Source organism: Streptococcus sp. 3613, assembly GCF_013277375.1.
Taxonomy (GTDB): Bacteria; Bacillota; Bacilli; order Lactobacillales; family Streptococcaceae; genus Streptococcus; species Streptococcus pseudopneumoniae.
The window spans coordinates 40,463-55,637 of the sequence record NZ_VMMV01000024.1 but is presented as its reverse complement, the minus strand read 5'-3'; the positions used below and the strand labels follow the sequence as shown (position 1 = coordinate 55,637).

Sequence of the window (15,175 nt, the reverse complement as noted above, 5' to 3'; positions counted from 1 at the left end):
AGTTCTATCCACAACCTCAAAGCAGTGCTTTGGGCAAGCTGCGGCTAGCTTCCTAGTTTGCTCTTTGATTTTCATTGAGTATAAATGGTAAAATCTGATTTAAAGGTCTTGTTTAATTTCTCTATTGTGACACTATCATTATATTCCTTAAATATTCTCATAGCTTTGGAACATTCTTTTTTGCCTAACTCTACTTGATTCGTTTTTATGAGATAAATACCTTTTAAAAAAAGCAAATAAGTCTTTTCAAAATAATATCCTTGTCTGGTCAGTAAATTTTCTAAATCATCTATAAAAAATTGAGCGCTATCTAACAAATTATTTTTTAATAATAATTCTAAATTAAATAAATATAAAGGAATTACTCTATGTGTTCCCATATCTGTTTTTAAAAAATGTCGTGTTTTCTTGATTACAGCTCTATAAGGAGCATATCTATTATGCACCCCCCTATGTCTCTTGGGAAAGGGGAACTAATGAGAATCACAATAGGCTCATTCGGAGATGGTTACCTAAAGGAACTAAGAAAACGACTCCCAAAGAAGTCGCATTCATCGAAAATTGGATTAATAACTATCCTAAAAAACACTTGAACTACAAGTCCCCCAGAGAAGACTTCTTGATAGATAACTTGAACTTGAAATTTGGCAATGAAATAAAAACTATACAAATTGATTAGGGAATTTAAAACAATTTCTAACAATATTTTAAAAACTGAACCGTACCATTTCAACTTCAATAAATTACAATATTGATAGGCACAGTTCCCATACCTGTCCAAATTCGAATAACGTTTAGTATAAATTAGAATATGACTACAACATCACAAATAATTAGACTATCTATAATATCTACGATGTAACATATACATAGGAAGCACCGTTATCAAGAGCTCCAAGGCTATCAACCAGATAAGATGAAGATACAAATCTGTCACCTCACCTCCCCATATAATACGAATCATGCGGGTAGCGTGATACAAGGGAGAAAACCAAGTCAAATCACCAAGTATTGGGGGCAAGGAAGTAATGGGAAAGAAGGTATCTGAAAACATATAAAGAGGACGGATTACCAAAACATTGTAGTAATTCAGAAATTCCCTAGACGGCGCCAAGTAGGTAAAGATTAGTCCTAAAACACCAAACAAATAACCCACTATAAATAAAATCAGAGGAATCAATAACATCAAGACATGAAAATGCGCTGTGATAAACATGGAAATCAGCCAAAAAATCCCACCAAAAATCACTGCACGAATACCTGCCCAGATAGCCTGACCCACCACAATATCACTCGTATTGATTGGCGTCATCAACATAGCATCATAAGTCTTTTCAATATTATACTGGATAAAGGCATTGACCGTTGTTTCTGCGGTAGCCGCAGACATGGCAGTCGCAGCAATTAAACCTGTAATGACAAAATCACGGTAGAGCATACCGTTAACATGCGTCAAATAGGCACCAACTCCAAATCCCATTGCTAAAAGATAAAAAAGGGGGTCGATAAGGTTGGGGACAATTGAAATTTTAAATAAATTTCTAAAACTCATGTAGCTGCGTACCACAACGTGTCCGATGGACTGAAATGATAACTTAAACATGCAAGTCCTCCTTCTCTGTCCCAGTCAACCCCAAAAAAAGCGTCTCAAGGTTGTCAGAATCATACTTGATGAGCAAGTCTTCTACAGTTCCTTCTTCTTTGATAGTCCCTTGGTGGAGCATCAGCACCCTATCTGTCAAATATTCAATCTCATTCATATAGTGGGAAGTAATAATGATAGAAACACCTAATTCCTTCAACTCCAAAAGTTTATCCCAAATAATATTGCGGGATTGAATGTCTAAACCAACTGTCGGTTCATCTAAAATGATAATATCAGGCCGATTGATGAGAGCTCTTGCCAAGACAAGACGTCGTCGCATCCCACCCGACAGCTGATTCACCATCTTTTGCGCATGTTTGCTCAGTTGAACAAAATCCAAGAGAGAATCGATTCTCTTCCTAAGTTCGACAGATGAGATACCATAACATAGACCGTGAGCAAAAAGATTATCATAAACATTCAAGGTCATGTCCAGCATATCCTCCTGCCCTACAATACCCAGACAAGATTTACTCTTACGACGATTGGTTTCAATATTTTGCCCCAAGATATCAATCTCTCCTGAGGAAATTGAGGTCAGTGAGTAAATCATCTTTAAAGTGGATGTTTTGCCAGCACCGTTGATTCCCAAGATCCCCAAACACTCTCCTTCTCCCAATTCAAAGCTAATTCCCTTGACAGCTTCATAAGAACCATATTGCTTTTTTAGATTTTTAACACTTAACTTCTTCACTCTTTCTTTCCCCCACAAATAGAGCATGTTGGATACTTTGTTAATTCATCAAAATGTTGTTCGAATGTTATAAAGTCAATTGAGAATCTTTTATTAAATGTTAGCAATGCTTCGTATCCCCAAAAAATATATCTTAAAATTTCAAACGAAATAAAATACCCTTGAAATAGACAAGCAGGACCTAAAGCACCATTCGGAGTTCTGAACATCTCTAGTTCCAATGAATTTGTCATCGTACGAACAGTCTCCAACTCCTCAGCATACTCAGGAATTTTTTCCAAATCCTCTAAAAACTGACAGTAATAGCACGCTGCTTTATACGGAATAATTGAATATACTTTCCCATTTTTCTTACCAACCACAGCAGACAGACATAATTTATTGTATTGAACACAGGCTTCATTGACCCAAAAATCAATATAGCCTGTTGGATAATCTGCAACATTTACTACGATATCACATTTTGAAGTTTTTATTAACTCATCGACATCCTCTTTTGAACCTATCTCTTTATCAAGTACCTCAAATTCAATTAAAGGATTAAACTTTCTAAGCGACTCTTTTGCAGCCTCTACTTTTCTTTTTCCAATATCAGATGTCGAATACAAAATTTGTCTATTGAGATTACTAGCTTCGACCGTATCAAAATCAACTGCTGTAATATGCCCTATACCTAATTCAGCCAATGCTAGACAGATATTACTTCCTATACCGCCAATACCTAAGAGCAAAATACGCGTCTTTTTTAATTTTAACTGATAATCATATTTTGTTAAAGATAATGTATCTAAAGTATTAAAAAAGTTAAGATTTACGGAATATCTGTCCAATTCTTCTGAAGTTAATTCAGTTGTAGTAACAAAATTATCCTCCAAATACCCTAGTGTATCTAGTAAAGAAATACTTTCTTCTACATCATTAGAAGACAAGTTATCAACTAAACTACAAATTTCATTGATTGTGTATTGTCCATCGAGGAGCTTAATGAGCTGAGTATACTTCTCATCCAGATTCTCAATCTCAATACCATAATCTTTTCCTATACCTAATCTAATTTTATCCTTTAAAAATAGGACACTATGAATATCTTTAATTTTAGGTAAATTCAATTCTATTTCCTCCTAAAATAGACAAAAGGAATGGAAAAATCCATTCACTTTTGAAAAAATGTTGAGAATGTAATCTTAAGATTAACGTCCTTCAACTGTGGATACTGCTGCAATTACTTTTGTAATTTTACCTCCATTTAAACTCAGACAATAAAATTTAAAATATTCTCTAGTAAAACATTTTAAAAATCTATTTATCTTGTGCTTTAATTATAGTATAATAAAAGATAGAAAATCATCGATATATGAAATTTGGAGAAAATTTTTATGGAACCAGATATTTTCATCATCACAAAACTCTTATCAGACCCTTCTCGGATGCACATTTTAGATATTCTAATGGATGGAAAAGCTCACACGGTTAACGAAATTGCCAGCTTTACCAAAATCAAGCAACATACTGTCAGCTATCACCTCAAATTACTTACCGAAGCACAGGTAACCACTCTACAAACCTATGGACGTTTTCATTATTATTCTTTAAAAAGTGCTGCCATTGCAGAAATGCTGGAATTTCTCAGCTTCTACTCTCCTCAGCGTGATGTCAAAAGTTATAAACAACACATTCACAAAAAGGAATTAAAGGTCGCTCGCACCTGCTATGACCATATTGCTGGTGAGCTTGGCATTTCCATTACCAATTATCTCTTGCAAGAAAATCTCCTCAGCGAATCAGAAAAAGACTTCCAACTCACTGAAGCTGGGAAGTCTTATTTCCAAAGAAAATTACACATTGATACGGATGAATTGAAAAAGAAAAAACGGAAATTTTGCCCTAAATGTTTGGATTGGAGCGAACGTAAAAATCATGTCGGCGGAGCTCTCGGCAATGCTCTTTTAGAATTTTTCAGTGAAAAACAATTGGTCATCCCTGCACAAACGCCACGTTCACTTACCATTACAGAGCAGGGCAAAGAATTCCTCGAAAAGGAGTGGGGGATTTAAACATGGATTTTTAAGCAAATAACTGTCCATACCAATTCTATAACAACCTCTCTATTCCCCTTACTCTCCCAACTGGGCACTGTAGGCGATAATCTGATCAACCGTATCAGACAAGAATTGGATGGTATCACGAAGTGGTTTGTCTGTTGAAATATCGGCTCCGATAATCATGGCTGACTCAAGCGGTGTCTTGCTACCACCTGATTTGAGGAGATTGAGCCAGTCTTCAGCTCCGGTTTCAGAGTTTTTAAGATGAAGGTAACCAGCTGTCGAGATAACTAGTCCTGCTGAGTAAGTATAACTATACAAGCCCATGTAGTAGTGAGCTTGGCGCATCCAAGTCAAAGCTGCATCATCGTCGATTTCAATGGCATCTCCCCAGAAATCGGTCAAAACTTCCTTCATAATGCTGTTGAGCTTACTTGCTCCAAAGGTCTCCCCTTCTTCAATCAATGTATACACTTTACGCTGGAATGCTGCTTCCAAAAGGTGAGTGATAAAGTTATGGAAGTAGGTGTCTGTCAAGCGGTGAGCCAGAGCGAAGCGTTTTTGACGAGGGTCGTCAGACTGATGCTCCAAGTAATCACTGAGAAGCAATTCATTGAAAGTTGACGGCGCTTCAACATAGTAGGTCGACATGTGAGCATTGAAGTAACTCTGATGATTGTCTGAAAAGATGAATTGACCAGAATGCCCGATTTCATGAATCAAGGTATAGACATCGCTCAAACGGCCTGTCCAGCTCATGAGGACATAAGGGTGCACGCGATATGAATCCGCCGCATAACCGCCGGAATCCTTGCCACTGTTAGCAGCAAAGTCCACCCAGCGCTCTTCTTGATAGCGAGCAACTTCCTGACAATATTCTTGCCCCAAAGGTTCTACTGACTTCATGACCAAATCATAGGCGTCGTCAATGGTCACTTGAGGATTCAGGGCGCTGTCCAAATCTAATTTCCAGTCTGCAAAGGTCATCTTTTCAAGACCATTGACCTTGGCAACATGCTTGAGGTATCTCTGGGCAACTGGCGCAAAATCCTTCATGATGAGGTCAATCTGGCGGTCAAACATGGCACGATCCACTTCCTGCTCAGCTAGAAGATAATCAAAGACAGAGTCATATCCCTTCATATCTGCCAACAATTTTTCAGACTTAACTTGGGCTAGATAGGCTGCCGCAGCCGTATTTTGGTGCTTACGAAGACCTTCTGAGAAGGAACGGAAAGATTTCTCACGAACCTCAGCATCCTCGTGATTTTGGTAGAAATTCTCATAGGTGACAAAGCTGTTTTTGTAGGTCTTACCATGGGCTTCAAAGTCAGCCATTTCAAAATCCCCAGCTCGCATCTTAGTGTAAATATCCTGCGGACTGTAGAAAACCTCTCCTAAATTGGTCAAGGCCTTCTCCACATCAGCCCCTAGATAGTGGGCTTTTTTGATTTTTGCCTGACGAATGGCCGCTGTTAAATGTGGCAATTTACCCAAACGGTCCAAGACTTCCTTATCAGCTTCTACCAAAGCATCGTCAAAAAAGGTCAATACTACGCTGGCAGCTGTTTCAAATTCCATCCCAGCTTGGGCAATATTGGCAAATTCGTCATTGCTATAGTCTGTCGTCTGAGGCATAAAACCATAGTTACCAATATGGCTCATCTGGATGTAGATTTGTTCCAATTCCGCAAAGGCCTTTTCAAAATCCTCAAAAGTATGAAGATTACCCTTGTAATCACGGCTAAATTGATTGATGTCTTCGCGAGCCTTCTCGATTGCACGCAAGAAATCTTCACGGTCTTGGTATAGAGCTGTTAAATCCCAAAGTTCCTTTTCTGGAAACTCTGAACGGTGTTTTTGTTCCATTTTCTTCCTCTTATTTCTCTAATTCTAATAAAACACTAAGGGCTGATAAAGCGTAAAGCGGTGCTGTTTCTGCTCGCAAAATACGAGGACCTAGGCCTGCCAAAACGGCTCCTTTAGCTTCAAAACTTTCGATTTCTGCAGGTGAGAGACCGCCTTCTGGACCAAAGATAAAGAGCAGTTTGGCTCCTGTTTCAAGACCAGTGACTGCTTGCAGAAGCGCAGCGGCTTCTCCTTCTTTAGCTGATTCTTCATAGGCTACTATGATAGAGTCAAACTGGTCCAGCTGAGCTAGAAAATCTGCTTTTTTCTCGAAAAGTTTAATACTTGGTACAATATTACGCTTGCTTTGCTCGGCTGCTCCAAGGGCAATTTTTTCTAGTTTTTCAACTTTTTTACCCAATTTCTTGCCATCCCACTTGGCAACTGACCAGTCTGCAGGAAAGGCCCAGATTTGGCTAGCCCCCAGTTCGGTTACTTTTTGAGCGATGAACTCCAGCTTGTCTCCCTTGGGAAATCCAGATGCGATGGTCACTTGGACTGGCAGTTCCACATTGTCATCTAGTTCTTCTACCAATTCAAACTGACGAGCTTCCACATCCAGCACGCGCGCCAAGCGCTTAATTCCATCATCAAAGACCAAAGTAACCTCATCATCTTCTTTCAAGCGCATAACCTGAAACATATGCTTGCTGGTTTCCCTGTCCTCGATGGTGACAGGAGAGACTGCACTCCCCTTGACAAAATACTGTTGCATCCTAGCCTCCAATCACACCTGAAATATCCTTGGTCTTCTTGAAGACGCAGGCATTCCATTCCCCTTGAACCATGTGAGTTTCGAGGAAAAATCCAGCTGACTCAGCCGACTGGCGCACCATGTCCCACTTGTCCTTGATAATGCCACTCATGATCAGGTAGCCTTCATCCTTTACCAAGCGATAAGCATCGTCTATTAGATGAATGAGGATATCCGCCAAGATATTAGCCACAATCACATCTGCCTCAATTTCCACACCCTTAAGCAAATCTCCAGCCGCTACATGGATATTTTCCATGCCAGGGTTGAGCTCAATATTTTCCTGAGCCACACGAACCGCCACATCATCCAGGTCATAGGCGAAAATTTCTTTAGCCCCCAGAAGCGAGCTGGCAATAGAGAGAACCCCTGAACCAGTCCCCACATCTAGCACCGTTTCGCCACCACGAAGAACCTGTTCCAAGGCAAAAAGGCTCATCTTGGTAGTTGGGTGGGTTCCAGTACCAAAAGCCATGCCAGGATCCAGCTTGATAATCATTTCCCCCGCAGTCGCCTCATAGTCTGTCCAAGAGGGAACGATGGTCAAATCATGAGTGATGCGAGCAGGTTCATAGTATTTCTTCCAGTTGTCTGCCCAGTCTTCCTCAGCCAAGGCAGTCGTCCCCATCTTGACCTCACCCAAATCCATAAAATCTGTCAATTCTGCTAGGCGAGCCTGCAAATCCGCCTCAACCACTGCCACGTCCACCGTTTCAGGGTAGTAGGCTGTCACAACGATTTCTTCTTGCTGCTCAACCTCTGGGAAAATCTCGCCAAAGCGGTCAACATTTCCCACATAGTCCATGCTATCTTCAATCGCAACGCCTTGCGCTCCCAGCTCGATCAAGAGATTGGAAACCAATTCCTCCCCTTCACGCTTCACTGTAACTTTTAACTCTTGCCATGTTTCCATCATTAAGATACCAAGCCCGTAAAACACAAATCCAAAATAGGAACTTCTCTGAAGACGCTTGTGTCTAAGAGAAGTTTATCTTTTTGGCACAGTGTTTAGGGCGGGTTCAGTTTAGAAATGTAACCGAACCATCCTTTCTAATCACTTACTTTTAAATAATCTTTTAATCTCTCTTGCAACTGAGGCACAACTTGACTGGAACTAAGAAATTCCTCAACATTCATCAGCTGATAGCCCTGTCCTTCATCTCCGAAGATGATATTGTCAAATTGTTCTTGTCTTAGCTGACCAACCATAAAGACCGATTTCTTGCCTTTAAAAATTACGCTAGGATAAATCTTGCTCCAAAGCAGACAGTCTTCATCTAAATGAATTCCCAGTTCCTCATAAACTTCACGCCGAGCGCATTCAAAAGGGCTTTCGTCCCCTTCACGGCCACCACCTGGCAACTCCCACATGTTGGGACAAGGGATATCGTCCTTGTCATCACGCAAAATCGTCAGTAGCTTATCCCCACAAAAGAGGGCAATCTTGCAACCTTGGAAATCAGAAATTTCTAGTTCCATCTTCAGTTCCTTCTAACATTTCCTTTTCCAGCTCTGCTAACAAGTTTTCATAATAGCGTTTCTCGTCCCTCAACATTCGACTACTATCCATTTTCTGTCTAGCAATCTTGAGAGCCTTACGAGTTCGATCTACATCTTTCTTCACCTTTAATTGATACCAGGCTTGTATCACTTGAAGATTGGACAGTTTGAGAGACAGAAACGATTTGACCTGTCGAATACTAGCATATTGCTCCGCTTGCTCAAAATCTCCTTCCAACAAGGCGATATGAAGCAGGGATAGTTGGGCAACTGTCTGCATCATCGGAGTAGTTGTCCTCTCAAGTAATGCTTGAAACTGCTGTTTAGCTACTTCTTCCTTCCCTTCCAAAATGGAAACTTCACCTTGCATACCTAATACACCATCCGCAAAACTCCCTCGTACATCCTCAGGAACTGCTTGAACAAAGTCTTTCAAATCATATTCTTGAGGAGCCAGCAAAGTTTGAGCAGAATGTCTCAATACCAGGTAGGCGTATTTGGTATTTTCAGGGTGTTGTAGTAATTCCCAAATTTTTGCTCCATCGGTGATGTCGACTGGCAAAATGTTATTTAGGAAGAAAGATAAATTAAGAAAAATCCAAGTCCCTGCAAAATACCAGCTTCTTGTCAAAAATCCAAACAATATCGCCAATAATATCAAGCCGAGATGAACCATCAAGCCTCCTGAAAGCATCAGGATGATTCTTTGATCGCTTTCATCCTCTTTTAAACCAATGTATTGAGCACCAACATTTTTCAGAATGGCTGTTCTACTAAGATGAAACCTGCCTGACTTTTTGGTCAAAATAAAATGTCCTAATCCAAAAGCCACCAGCCGATAGCCTGTCAAGTAGCCACAAAAAGCATGACCCAGCTCATGAAGAATAAAGATTAAATACATGCTTAGAAGAGCGAAGGCATAACCAAAAGTAAAGGCTAAAACTGCGGAATACCCCAACTCTGCAAATGCGATTGTTCCACAAGCAAAAGCTAGCATAATAAAGACAACAGCTAGCACATAAACCAAATAAGTCCCAATTTTCTTCATAACACCTCCAACCAACTCCTAGTATCTTGGATAAGGGTAAAATTCTCCCTCTTCCAAGCCAACTTTTCCTTCTTCAAAGACTTCTTGGTTCCATTCCATGACAAATTCCTCTGCTTCTGGGTCTTCCAAAAAGTCCATGAGGACATCTAGCCCAACCTCAGCAGTATCTTTAAGGAAAAGGGCAAAATAAGCTAAAAACTCGCGAGAAAATCCTTTTTTAGGTAGATAAGGGATAACCGTTAAATAGTCTTCTGCATTGACGGTTGACTTAGCAGGATTGTAGAAAAGGACCGCTTCCTCAAAAAGAATGTCATCTGATGAAACCTCTCCGTCTTCATCCACCATCTCCACACCTGCAGCATTTTGCGCTTCCAATAGAAAACTCACTTCTACCGCGTGGTTACGCTTGTCCCAACTAATCTCAAAGTCAAAGGGAAAGTTCTTGTCCAACTCTTCCTCTAAAATATCTAAAAATCCGTATGTTGCCATTTTGTCCTCTTTCTATGCGACTCTTTAATCGCCCCGATTGCTCGGAAATATGCTAAAATAGATACTACCATCTTACCACAAAATTATTTTATGTCCTAATTATACCATATTACCTCATTTAAACCCTTGGTATCAATGATTTTCTTAAAAGTCTGATTTCTTCATTTCTCATAAAAATCAATATAAAAAGCCCTCGAAAGGGCTAATAAATCTATAAAATCAATAGGCGAGTAACTAGCACAAGTGGACGTGCTTTTTTATTGACTATTACCACGATACCACGCTTAATCTTAGGCTTGAACTTTCTTATCTGCAATAGCGTCTGTCAAAGTCTGAGAAAAGTTAAGTCCCATTTCTCGTCCCAACTTATCTGCCCATTTTGGTATGGTCAAGGTCTTTTTAATGGGTTCCTGACTTCCTAGGTATTCTGATACATCAACAGATACCATAGAAATAAAAGATTTATCAAGGTCATAGGTTGACACGAAATCTTCATCATCTTTAAAAGGATCATTATCAATTAAAGACAAGCTATTGATATCTGATGGCTGAGGTAACTCTCCATCACTCTCTATCAAATCTGCAACAGTTATCCCTAGCCACTCTGACCCCATAGCCAAAGCCTCAGAAATCCCCTCTCCTTGTGTAGCTGAGTATTCAAAATCTGGGAAATGGACAAAATAAGTCGCTTCTGTTCCGTCTGTGTCGTCATAATAAAATAAAGCTGGATACGTAACTAACATTTCACTACCTCCATATCAAAAAGCAGGGACTGAATTTTACAACCCAGCTTGCTTTCTTATCCCTCTTTCAGTGTACTTATTCAGCTCACCATGAGGGATTGTGATAGGTCTTTCCCCTTGCTTTTCCATTTTAATATGGGAACCTTTACCGCCTCTAGTCTTTATCCAACCATGGACCGTAAGGAGTTTAACCATCTCTTTTTGTGTCATAGGCATAGCGCTTTTACCTCCTGACAACACCATTATAACACGTGTTACACGTATTGTAAAGGAGTGATACTTATTATTCTATTATACATAAAAGCCCCTCGATGTGGTTCTAAGGGAAGCCAATTTATTCATACCTATTTTCTAATGAGTAGTAAAAACTGCTTCTTTATCGAGCAATTCATCATCTGTATAGTCAATTGTAAAAGTATCTCGATCTAAGACAGATTGAGGCGGAGTTGAATGAATCATAGGAACACTGCGTACTCTATATTTTTTATCTCCAATTTTTACAAACTGATACTCTTAGAAAATCTCTTCAAACCACGTCAACGTCGCCTTACCGTACTCAAGTACAGCCTGCGGCTAGTTTCCTAGTTTGCTCTTTGATTTTCATTGAGTATGATTAACTCTCAAGTCTTCAAAATCAGGATTTTCAACAGTTATTACAAGGAGGCGATTTACTACTTCAAAAACATCAATTATTCTATTTTTCATATTTTTTCAACCCATTATTAGAATGAACTTCTTGGTAAGCAAAATCAAGTTTAGATTTAATGTTTTCGTACAAATCTAAAATCTCTTTTGGAGTATCTTCTCGGAAGAAAAGTTTTCTTTTCCCTGAAATAACTTGATCACTAAGAATCCAATGACGAATTTGTTTTGTAAAAATCAAAATTTCCTGACTTGGTAGTTCCATCATTTCCATTGCTTATCACCTCTCTTTTCATTATAGTTCATACAATGACATTCAGCAATATTATTTCTCAAGTCAGCACTTCCACTTCTTTAGGCTCAACTATCCTATTTTGAGCTTTAAGGAAAATCAAATTTCTCATTCTGATACCTCTCCTCATTAAATTAAATAGTCAAAAAGATTCTATCTCACTCCCTGATTATTACAAAACCATTGAAATATCACAACTAATAGGCTAGAATGGACATAGTAAGATATAGTAGATGAGTCATTCTACTCAAATCCACGCTAGAAAGGACTGCTATGCCAGACAATCTCGCGCTTCGCATGCGCCCTAAAACCATCGACCAGGTCATCGGTCAGGAGCATCTGGTCGGACCTGGAAAAATCATCCGCCGCATGGTGGAAGCCAACCGCCTGTCCTCCATGATTCTATATGGCCCTCCTGGAATCGGCAAAACCAGTATTGCCTCTGCCATCGCTGGAACGACCAAGTATGCCTTTCGAACTTTCAATGCGACAGTTGATAGTAAAAAGCGACTGCAAGAAATCTCGGAAGAAGCTAAATTTTCTGGTGGTCTCGTCCTATTGCTAGACGAAATTCATCGACTAGATAAGACCAAGCAAGACTTCCTCTTGCCTCTCTTGGAAAGTGGACTGGTCATCATGATTGGAGCAACGACTGAAAATCCTTTCTTCTCTGTCACTCCTGCCATTCGTAGCCGAGTTCAAATTTTCGAGTTGGAACCTCTGTCTAACCAAGACGTCAAAGAGGCCCTGCAGATAGCTCTAAGTAACCCTGAACGTGGTTTTGATTTTCCAATAGAACTAGATGAGGATGCGCTGGATTTCATCGCAACCTCTACAAACGGAGACCTTCGCTCTGCCTTTAACTCACTGGACTTGGCTGTTCTCTCTACCCCTGAGAATGACGAGGGCATTCGCCACATCACCTTAGACATCATGGAAAATAGTCTTCAGAGAAGCTACATCACTATGGACAAGGATGGAGACGGTCACTATGATGTTCTATCTGCCCTGCAAAAGTCTATTCGTGGCTCAGATGTGGATGCCAGTCTCCACTATACTGCCCGCTTGATTGAGGCTGGGGATCTGCCTAGTCTCGCTCGTCGCTTGACTGTTATCGCCTATGAAGATATCGGCTTAGCCAATCCTGAGGCCCAGATTCATACCGTGACTGCTCTGGATGCCGCCCAGAAGATTGGGTTCCCAGAAGCCCGCATTCTCATTGCCAATGTCGTGATTGATTTGGCCCTTTCTCCAAAATCCAACTCAGCCTATGTAGCTATGGATAAGGCACTTGCTGACCTCAAAACATCAGGGCACTTGCCTATTCCGCGACACCTGCGTGATGGGCACTACAGTGGAAGCAAGGAACTGGGGAATGCCCAAGACTATCTCTATCCACACAACTATCCTGGAAATTGGGTCAAGCAAGACTATCTGCCAGAAAAAATTCGTAATCATCACTATTTCCAAGCAGAAGATACTGGTAAATATGAACGGGCTTTGGCTCAAAGAAAGGAAGCTATCGACCATTTGCGAAAAATCTGAAATCCTTTTCAAAAAATTGCACTTTCCTCTTGATTTTTTTTGAAAAAGTGGTATCATATAAATATAGAAACGCTGTGGTGTACGACTTCACACTTAAGTGTTGACCGACTATTTTTTGTATTATTAGGGAAACAAAAGTCTTCTAACAGCATGTAGGCCGTCTCACACGGAAACAGCTTCAGTTAGAGCGAGTTGCCCACCTGCTTAATTGCGCGGGTTCAATACAAACCGTGAAGTTTCGGCACCAATACAGCTTTTTTCTTTGCCTCCTTAGCTCAGCTGGCAGAGCAGCGGACTCTTAATCCGTGGGTCACAGGTTCGATCCCTGTAGGGGGCATCTAAATACAACAGGAAAAGTCTTATAATATAGGGCTTTTTTTGCTTAAATAAAATTTTTTTTCAAATTCTTTAGAAAACTAGCTTAAATCATAATCCAACACCAATTTTACAAATACCATAAACTAAGCTTATATACCCAAAACACAAAAAGTCCTCTTTCCACTATTTTAGAAAGAGAACTTTTTCTTTAGGAGAAATAACTTAATTTTTAATCAATTCGTGATAGCTCAGCTGGCACTGTTAAGTAATAGGTTGCCGTCAAGCTTGCTTCGCCTTGATTGACAAAAATCTCGATGGAATTTTTATCTAGAACAACTTCCAATTCTTTAGCTTCAATATCTACATACCGTCGACTAGTGTCCTGTTCTTCTTCACCTAGAATTTTTTGAATAAGATGGCTACGATCAATGTAAACTTGCTGCACATTACTGTCATAACCAAATTCAAGATAATCTATATCATTTCCTAAGTGGTAATGACAATCTTTATCTATTTGGATTTGATATTGGCCTTTTTTAACAGGGAATTGTCTTAGTTTGCCATCTTCCAATCTTAGAATTCTAGGTAAAGTCATGGCACATGCCCACTTGTGTTCTTGGTCATGGGTTGGAAGGGTACGCCCCCATGTCTGCATCCAAGCAATCAGGATACGACGATTTTGATCGTCCAACAATGTTTGAGGCGCATAGAAGTCTTGGCCATGATCAATTTCTTGAACTGATTCTGGGATAAAACATTTTTCTCCCCACTCTACCTTACCCGTGAACAAAAGCGATGAGTTGATGTTATGATATGAGTCTCCCTCACGCTGATAACGCATGGGTGACATAATAAGGCAATCTTTCCCATCTAACTCGAAGTAATCTGGGCATTCCCACATAAAGCCTTGGTGTTCTACTCCTTTTAAAAAGATGGATTCGAACTGCCATTCTACTAGGTTATCGGACCCTAGTAGAACGATACAGCCCACATTATCCTTGTGTTTGGCAGCTACTACGGAGTAATAGCGTCCATCTTTTTCAAAGAGTTTTGGATCACGGAAATCAGCAGCAATCAACTCATCTGGCAAGTCTGCTCCTGTTGCAACTGGATTTTGTTCAATCTTTTCAAAGTGAATCCCGTCGTCTGAAAATGCCATATTTTGCACTTGGCGGACACCGGTTTTTTCTTCGATATGCCCAGTGTACATGAGCCAGAGGCGATCATCCTTGACAATGGCAGAGCCTGAGAAACAACCATTTCGGTCATAATCTTGATCAGGAGCAAGTGCCACTGGCAAGTGCTCCCAAGTCACCAAGTCCTTACTTTTAGCATGTCCCCAGTGCATAGATCCCCAAACACTATCATATGGATAGAATTGATAAAAGAGATGGTATTCTCCACGAAAATAAACAAATCCATTTGGATCATTGATCCAACCAATCTCAGCTGAAAAATGTTCTTCAGGCTTATATTGAGTATTAACGAGATGTTTATTTTCTGCTATAAAACGATTGGCTTTTTCTACTGTGTATTTCTTATCTCCCATAATCAA

The 15,175-nt window shown here is 40.0% G+C and carries 16 protein-coding genes, 1 tRNA gene and 1 pseudogene; 4 read left to right on the top strand and 14 right to left on the bottom strand.

The features are described from left to right. Positions 1-71 precede the first annotated feature (71 nt). Positions 72-380 carry a hypothetical protein gene (locus tag HT708_RS02965; RefSeq protein ID WP_226373096.1) on the bottom strand — a complete coding sequence of 103 codons (309 nt, stop codon included), beginning with the start codon at positions 378-380 and terminating at the stop codon, positions 72-74. Positions 381-424: 44 nt separating this feature from the next. Between HT708_RS02965 and HT708_RS02960 the strand changes: the two are divergent. Further along, positions 425-679, top strand: a pseudogene (locus HT708_RS02960) (hypothetical protein); the annotation flags it as partial. Between the two features lie 159 nt (positions 680-838). Here the strand turns inward: HT708_RS02960 and HT708_RS02955 are convergent. From HT708_RS02955 to HT708_RS02945, 3 genes are read right to left on the bottom strand one after another with little or no spacing between them, the layout of a single operon-like run. Next, complete coding sequence (locus tag HT708_RS02955) at positions 839-1,603, bottom strand: ABC transporter permease (protein WP_172925957.1); 765 nt, start codon at positions 1,601-1,603, stop codon at positions 839-841. After that, the gene (locus tag HT708_RS02950; protein ID WP_050271274.1) at positions 1,596-2,366 is read right to left on the bottom strand and encodes an ABC transporter ATP-binding protein; all 771 of its coding nucleotides are present in this window, start codon (positions 2,364-2,366) and stop codon (positions 1,596-1,598) included. Before HT708_RS02950 ends, HT708_RS02955 begins: the two co-directional genes overlap by 8 nt. After that, positions 2,336-3,448 carry a ThiF family adenylyltransferase gene (locus tag HT708_RS02945; protein WP_172925956.1) on the bottom strand — a complete coding sequence of 371 codons (1,113 nt, stop codon included), beginning with the start codon at positions 3,446-3,448 and terminating at the stop codon, positions 2,336-2,338. The genes HT708_RS02950 and HT708_RS02945 overlap by 31 nt, the downstream gene beginning before the upstream one ends. Positions 3,449-3,715: 267 nt before the next feature. Here HT708_RS02945 and HT708_RS02940 point away from each other — a divergent pair, with 267 nt between their 5' ends. Further along, a complete protein-coding gene (locus HT708_RS02940) occupies positions 3,716-4,393 on the top strand; it encodes a metalloregulator ArsR/SmtB family transcription factor (RefSeq protein ID WP_000433071.1) in 678 nt (225 codons plus the stop codon). Positions 4,394-4,453: 60 nt separating this feature from the next. On the opposite strand, the gene pepF is transcribed toward HT708_RS02940, so the two are convergent. The 9 genes from pepF to HT708_RS02895 form a co-directional block, all read right to left on the bottom strand. Next, a complete protein-coding gene (gene pepF, locus HT708_RS02935) occupies positions 4,454-6,250 on the bottom strand; it encodes an oligoendopeptidase F (RefSeq protein WP_172925955.1) in 1,797 nt (598 codons plus the stop codon). A gap of 10 nt (positions 6,251-6,260) precedes the next feature. Then, the gene (locus HT708_RS02930; protein ID WP_172925954.1) at positions 6,261-7,004 is read right to left on the bottom strand and encodes a 16S rRNA (uracil(1498)-N(3))-methyltransferase; all 744 of its coding nucleotides are present in this window, start codon (positions 7,002-7,004) and stop codon (positions 6,261-6,263) included. A 1-nt stretch (position 7,005) separates the two neighbouring features. Then, positions 7,006-7,956 carry a 50S ribosomal protein L11 methyltransferase gene (gene prmA, locus HT708_RS02925; protein WP_172925967.1) on the bottom strand — a complete coding sequence of 317 codons (951 nt, stop codon included), beginning with the start codon at positions 7,954-7,956 and terminating at the stop codon, positions 7,006-7,008. 137 nt (positions 7,957-8,093) lie between these two features. Further along, the gene (locus HT708_RS02920; protein ID WP_000418168.1) at positions 8,094-8,522 is read right to left on the bottom strand and encodes an NUDIX hydrolase; all 429 of its coding nucleotides are present in this window, start codon (positions 8,520-8,522) and stop codon (positions 8,094-8,096) included. Continuing rightward, the gene (locus HT708_RS02915; RefSeq protein WP_166728123.1) at positions 8,503-9,591 is read right to left on the bottom strand and encodes a site-2 protease family protein; all 1,089 of its coding nucleotides are present in this window, start codon (positions 9,589-9,591) and stop codon (positions 8,503-8,505) included. The genes HT708_RS02920 and HT708_RS02915 overlap by 20 nt, the downstream gene beginning before the upstream one ends. A gap of 18 nt (positions 9,592-9,609) precedes the next feature. Then, on the bottom strand, positions 9,610-10,080 hold the full coding sequence (locus tag HT708_RS02910) for a DUF3013 family protein (protein ID WP_000257085.1): 471 nt from the start codon (positions 10,078-10,080) through the stop codon (positions 9,610-9,612). A 290-nt stretch (positions 10,081-10,370) separates the two neighbouring features. Next, the gene (locus HT708_RS02905) at positions 10,371-10,823 is read right to left on the bottom strand and encodes a type II toxin-antitoxin system HicB family antitoxin (protein WP_000961810.1); all 453 of its coding nucleotides are present in this window, start codon (positions 10,821-10,823) and stop codon (positions 10,371-10,373) included. A gap of 36 nt (positions 10,824-10,859) precedes the next feature. Further along, complete coding sequence (locus HT708_RS02900; protein ID WP_054387996.1) at positions 10,860-11,039, bottom strand: type II toxin-antitoxin system HicA family toxin; 180 nt, start codon at positions 11,037-11,039, stop codon at positions 10,860-10,862. A 478-nt stretch (positions 11,040-11,517) separates the two neighbouring features. Continuing rightward, positions 11,518-11,739 carry a hypothetical protein gene (locus tag HT708_RS02895; protein WP_000425689.1) on the bottom strand — a complete coding sequence of 74 codons (222 nt, stop codon included), beginning with the start codon at positions 11,737-11,739 and terminating at the stop codon, positions 11,518-11,520. A 291-nt stretch (positions 11,740-12,030) separates the two neighbouring features. Here HT708_RS02895 and HT708_RS02890 point away from each other — a divergent pair, with 291 nt between their 5' ends. Next, complete coding sequence (locus HT708_RS02890; RefSeq protein ID WP_001113213.1) at positions 12,031-13,302, top strand: replication-associated recombination protein A; 1,272 nt, start codon at positions 12,031-12,033, stop codon at positions 13,300-13,302. A 264-nt stretch (positions 13,303-13,566) separates the two neighbouring features. Next, a tRNA-Lys gene (locus tag HT708_RS02885) sits at positions 13,567-13,639 on the top strand. A 210-nt stretch (positions 13,640-13,849) separates the two neighbouring features. Here the strand turns inward: HT708_RS02885 and HT708_RS02880 are convergent. After that, positions 13,850-15,169, bottom strand: a complete 1,320-nt coding sequence (locus HT708_RS02880; protein ID WP_172925953.1) for a glycoside hydrolase family 32 protein — start codon at positions 15,167-15,169, stop codon at positions 13,850-13,852. Positions 15,170-15,175: the final 6 nt, after the last annotated feature.

Excerpts from the sequence above, each read along its gene's own strand:
- HT708_RS02965 (WP_226373096.1), bottom strand. The coding sequence starts at position 380 with ATGGGAACACATAGAGTAATTCCTTTATATTTATTTAATTTAGAATTA.
- HT708_RS02955 (WP_172925957.1), bottom strand. The coding sequence starts at position 1,603 with ATGTTTAAGTTATCATTTCAGTCCATCGGACACGTTGTGGTACGCAGC.
- HT708_RS02950 (WP_050271274.1), bottom strand. The coding sequence starts at position 2,366 with ATGCTCTATTTGTGGGGGAAAGAAAGAGTGAAGAAGTTAAGTGTTAAA.
- HT708_RS02940 (WP_000433071.1), top strand. The coding sequence starts at position 3,716 with ATGGAACCAGATATTTTCATCATCACAAAACTCTTATCAGACCCTTCT.
- pepF (WP_172925955.1), bottom strand. The coding sequence starts at position 6,250 with ATGGAACAAAAACACCGTTCAGAGTTTCCAGAAAAGGAACTTTGGGAT.
- HT708_RS02930 (WP_172925954.1), bottom strand. The coding sequence starts at position 7,004 with ATGCAACAGTATTTTGTCAAGGGGAGTGCAGTCTCTCCTGTCACCATC.
- prmA (WP_172925967.1), bottom strand. The coding sequence starts at position 7,956 with ATGGAAACATGGCAAGAGTTAAAAGTTACAGTGAAGCGTGAAGGGGAG.
- HT708_RS02920 (WP_000418168.1), bottom strand. The coding sequence starts at position 8,522 with ATGGAACTAGAAATTTCTGATTTCCAAGGTTGCAAGATTGCCCTCTTT.
- HT708_RS02915 (WP_166728123.1), bottom strand. The coding sequence starts at position 9,591 with ATGAAGAAAATTGGGACTTATTTGGTTTATGTGCTAGCTGTTGTCTTT.
- HT708_RS02910 (WP_000257085.1), bottom strand. The coding sequence starts at position 10,080 with ATGGCAACATACGGATTTTTAGATATTTTAGAGGAAGAGTTGGACAAG.
- HT708_RS02905 (WP_000961810.1), bottom strand. The coding sequence starts at position 10,823 with ATGTTAGTTACGTATCCAGCTTTATTTTATTATGACGACACAGACGGA.
- HT708_RS02900 (WP_054387996.1), bottom strand. The coding sequence starts at position 11,039 with ATGCCTATGACACAAAAAGAGATGGTTAAACTCCTTACGGTCCATGGT.
- HT708_RS02895 (WP_000425689.1), bottom strand. The coding sequence starts at position 11,739 with ATGGAAATGATGGAACTACCAAGTCAGGAAATTTTGATTTTTACAAAA.
- HT708_RS02890 (WP_001113213.1), top strand. The coding sequence starts at position 12,031 with ATGCCAGACAATCTCGCGCTTCGCATGCGCCCTAAAACCATCGACCAG.
- HT708_RS02880 (WP_172925953.1), bottom strand. The coding sequence starts at position 15,169 with ATGGGAGATAAGAAATACACAGTAGAAAAAGCCAATCGTTTTATAGCA.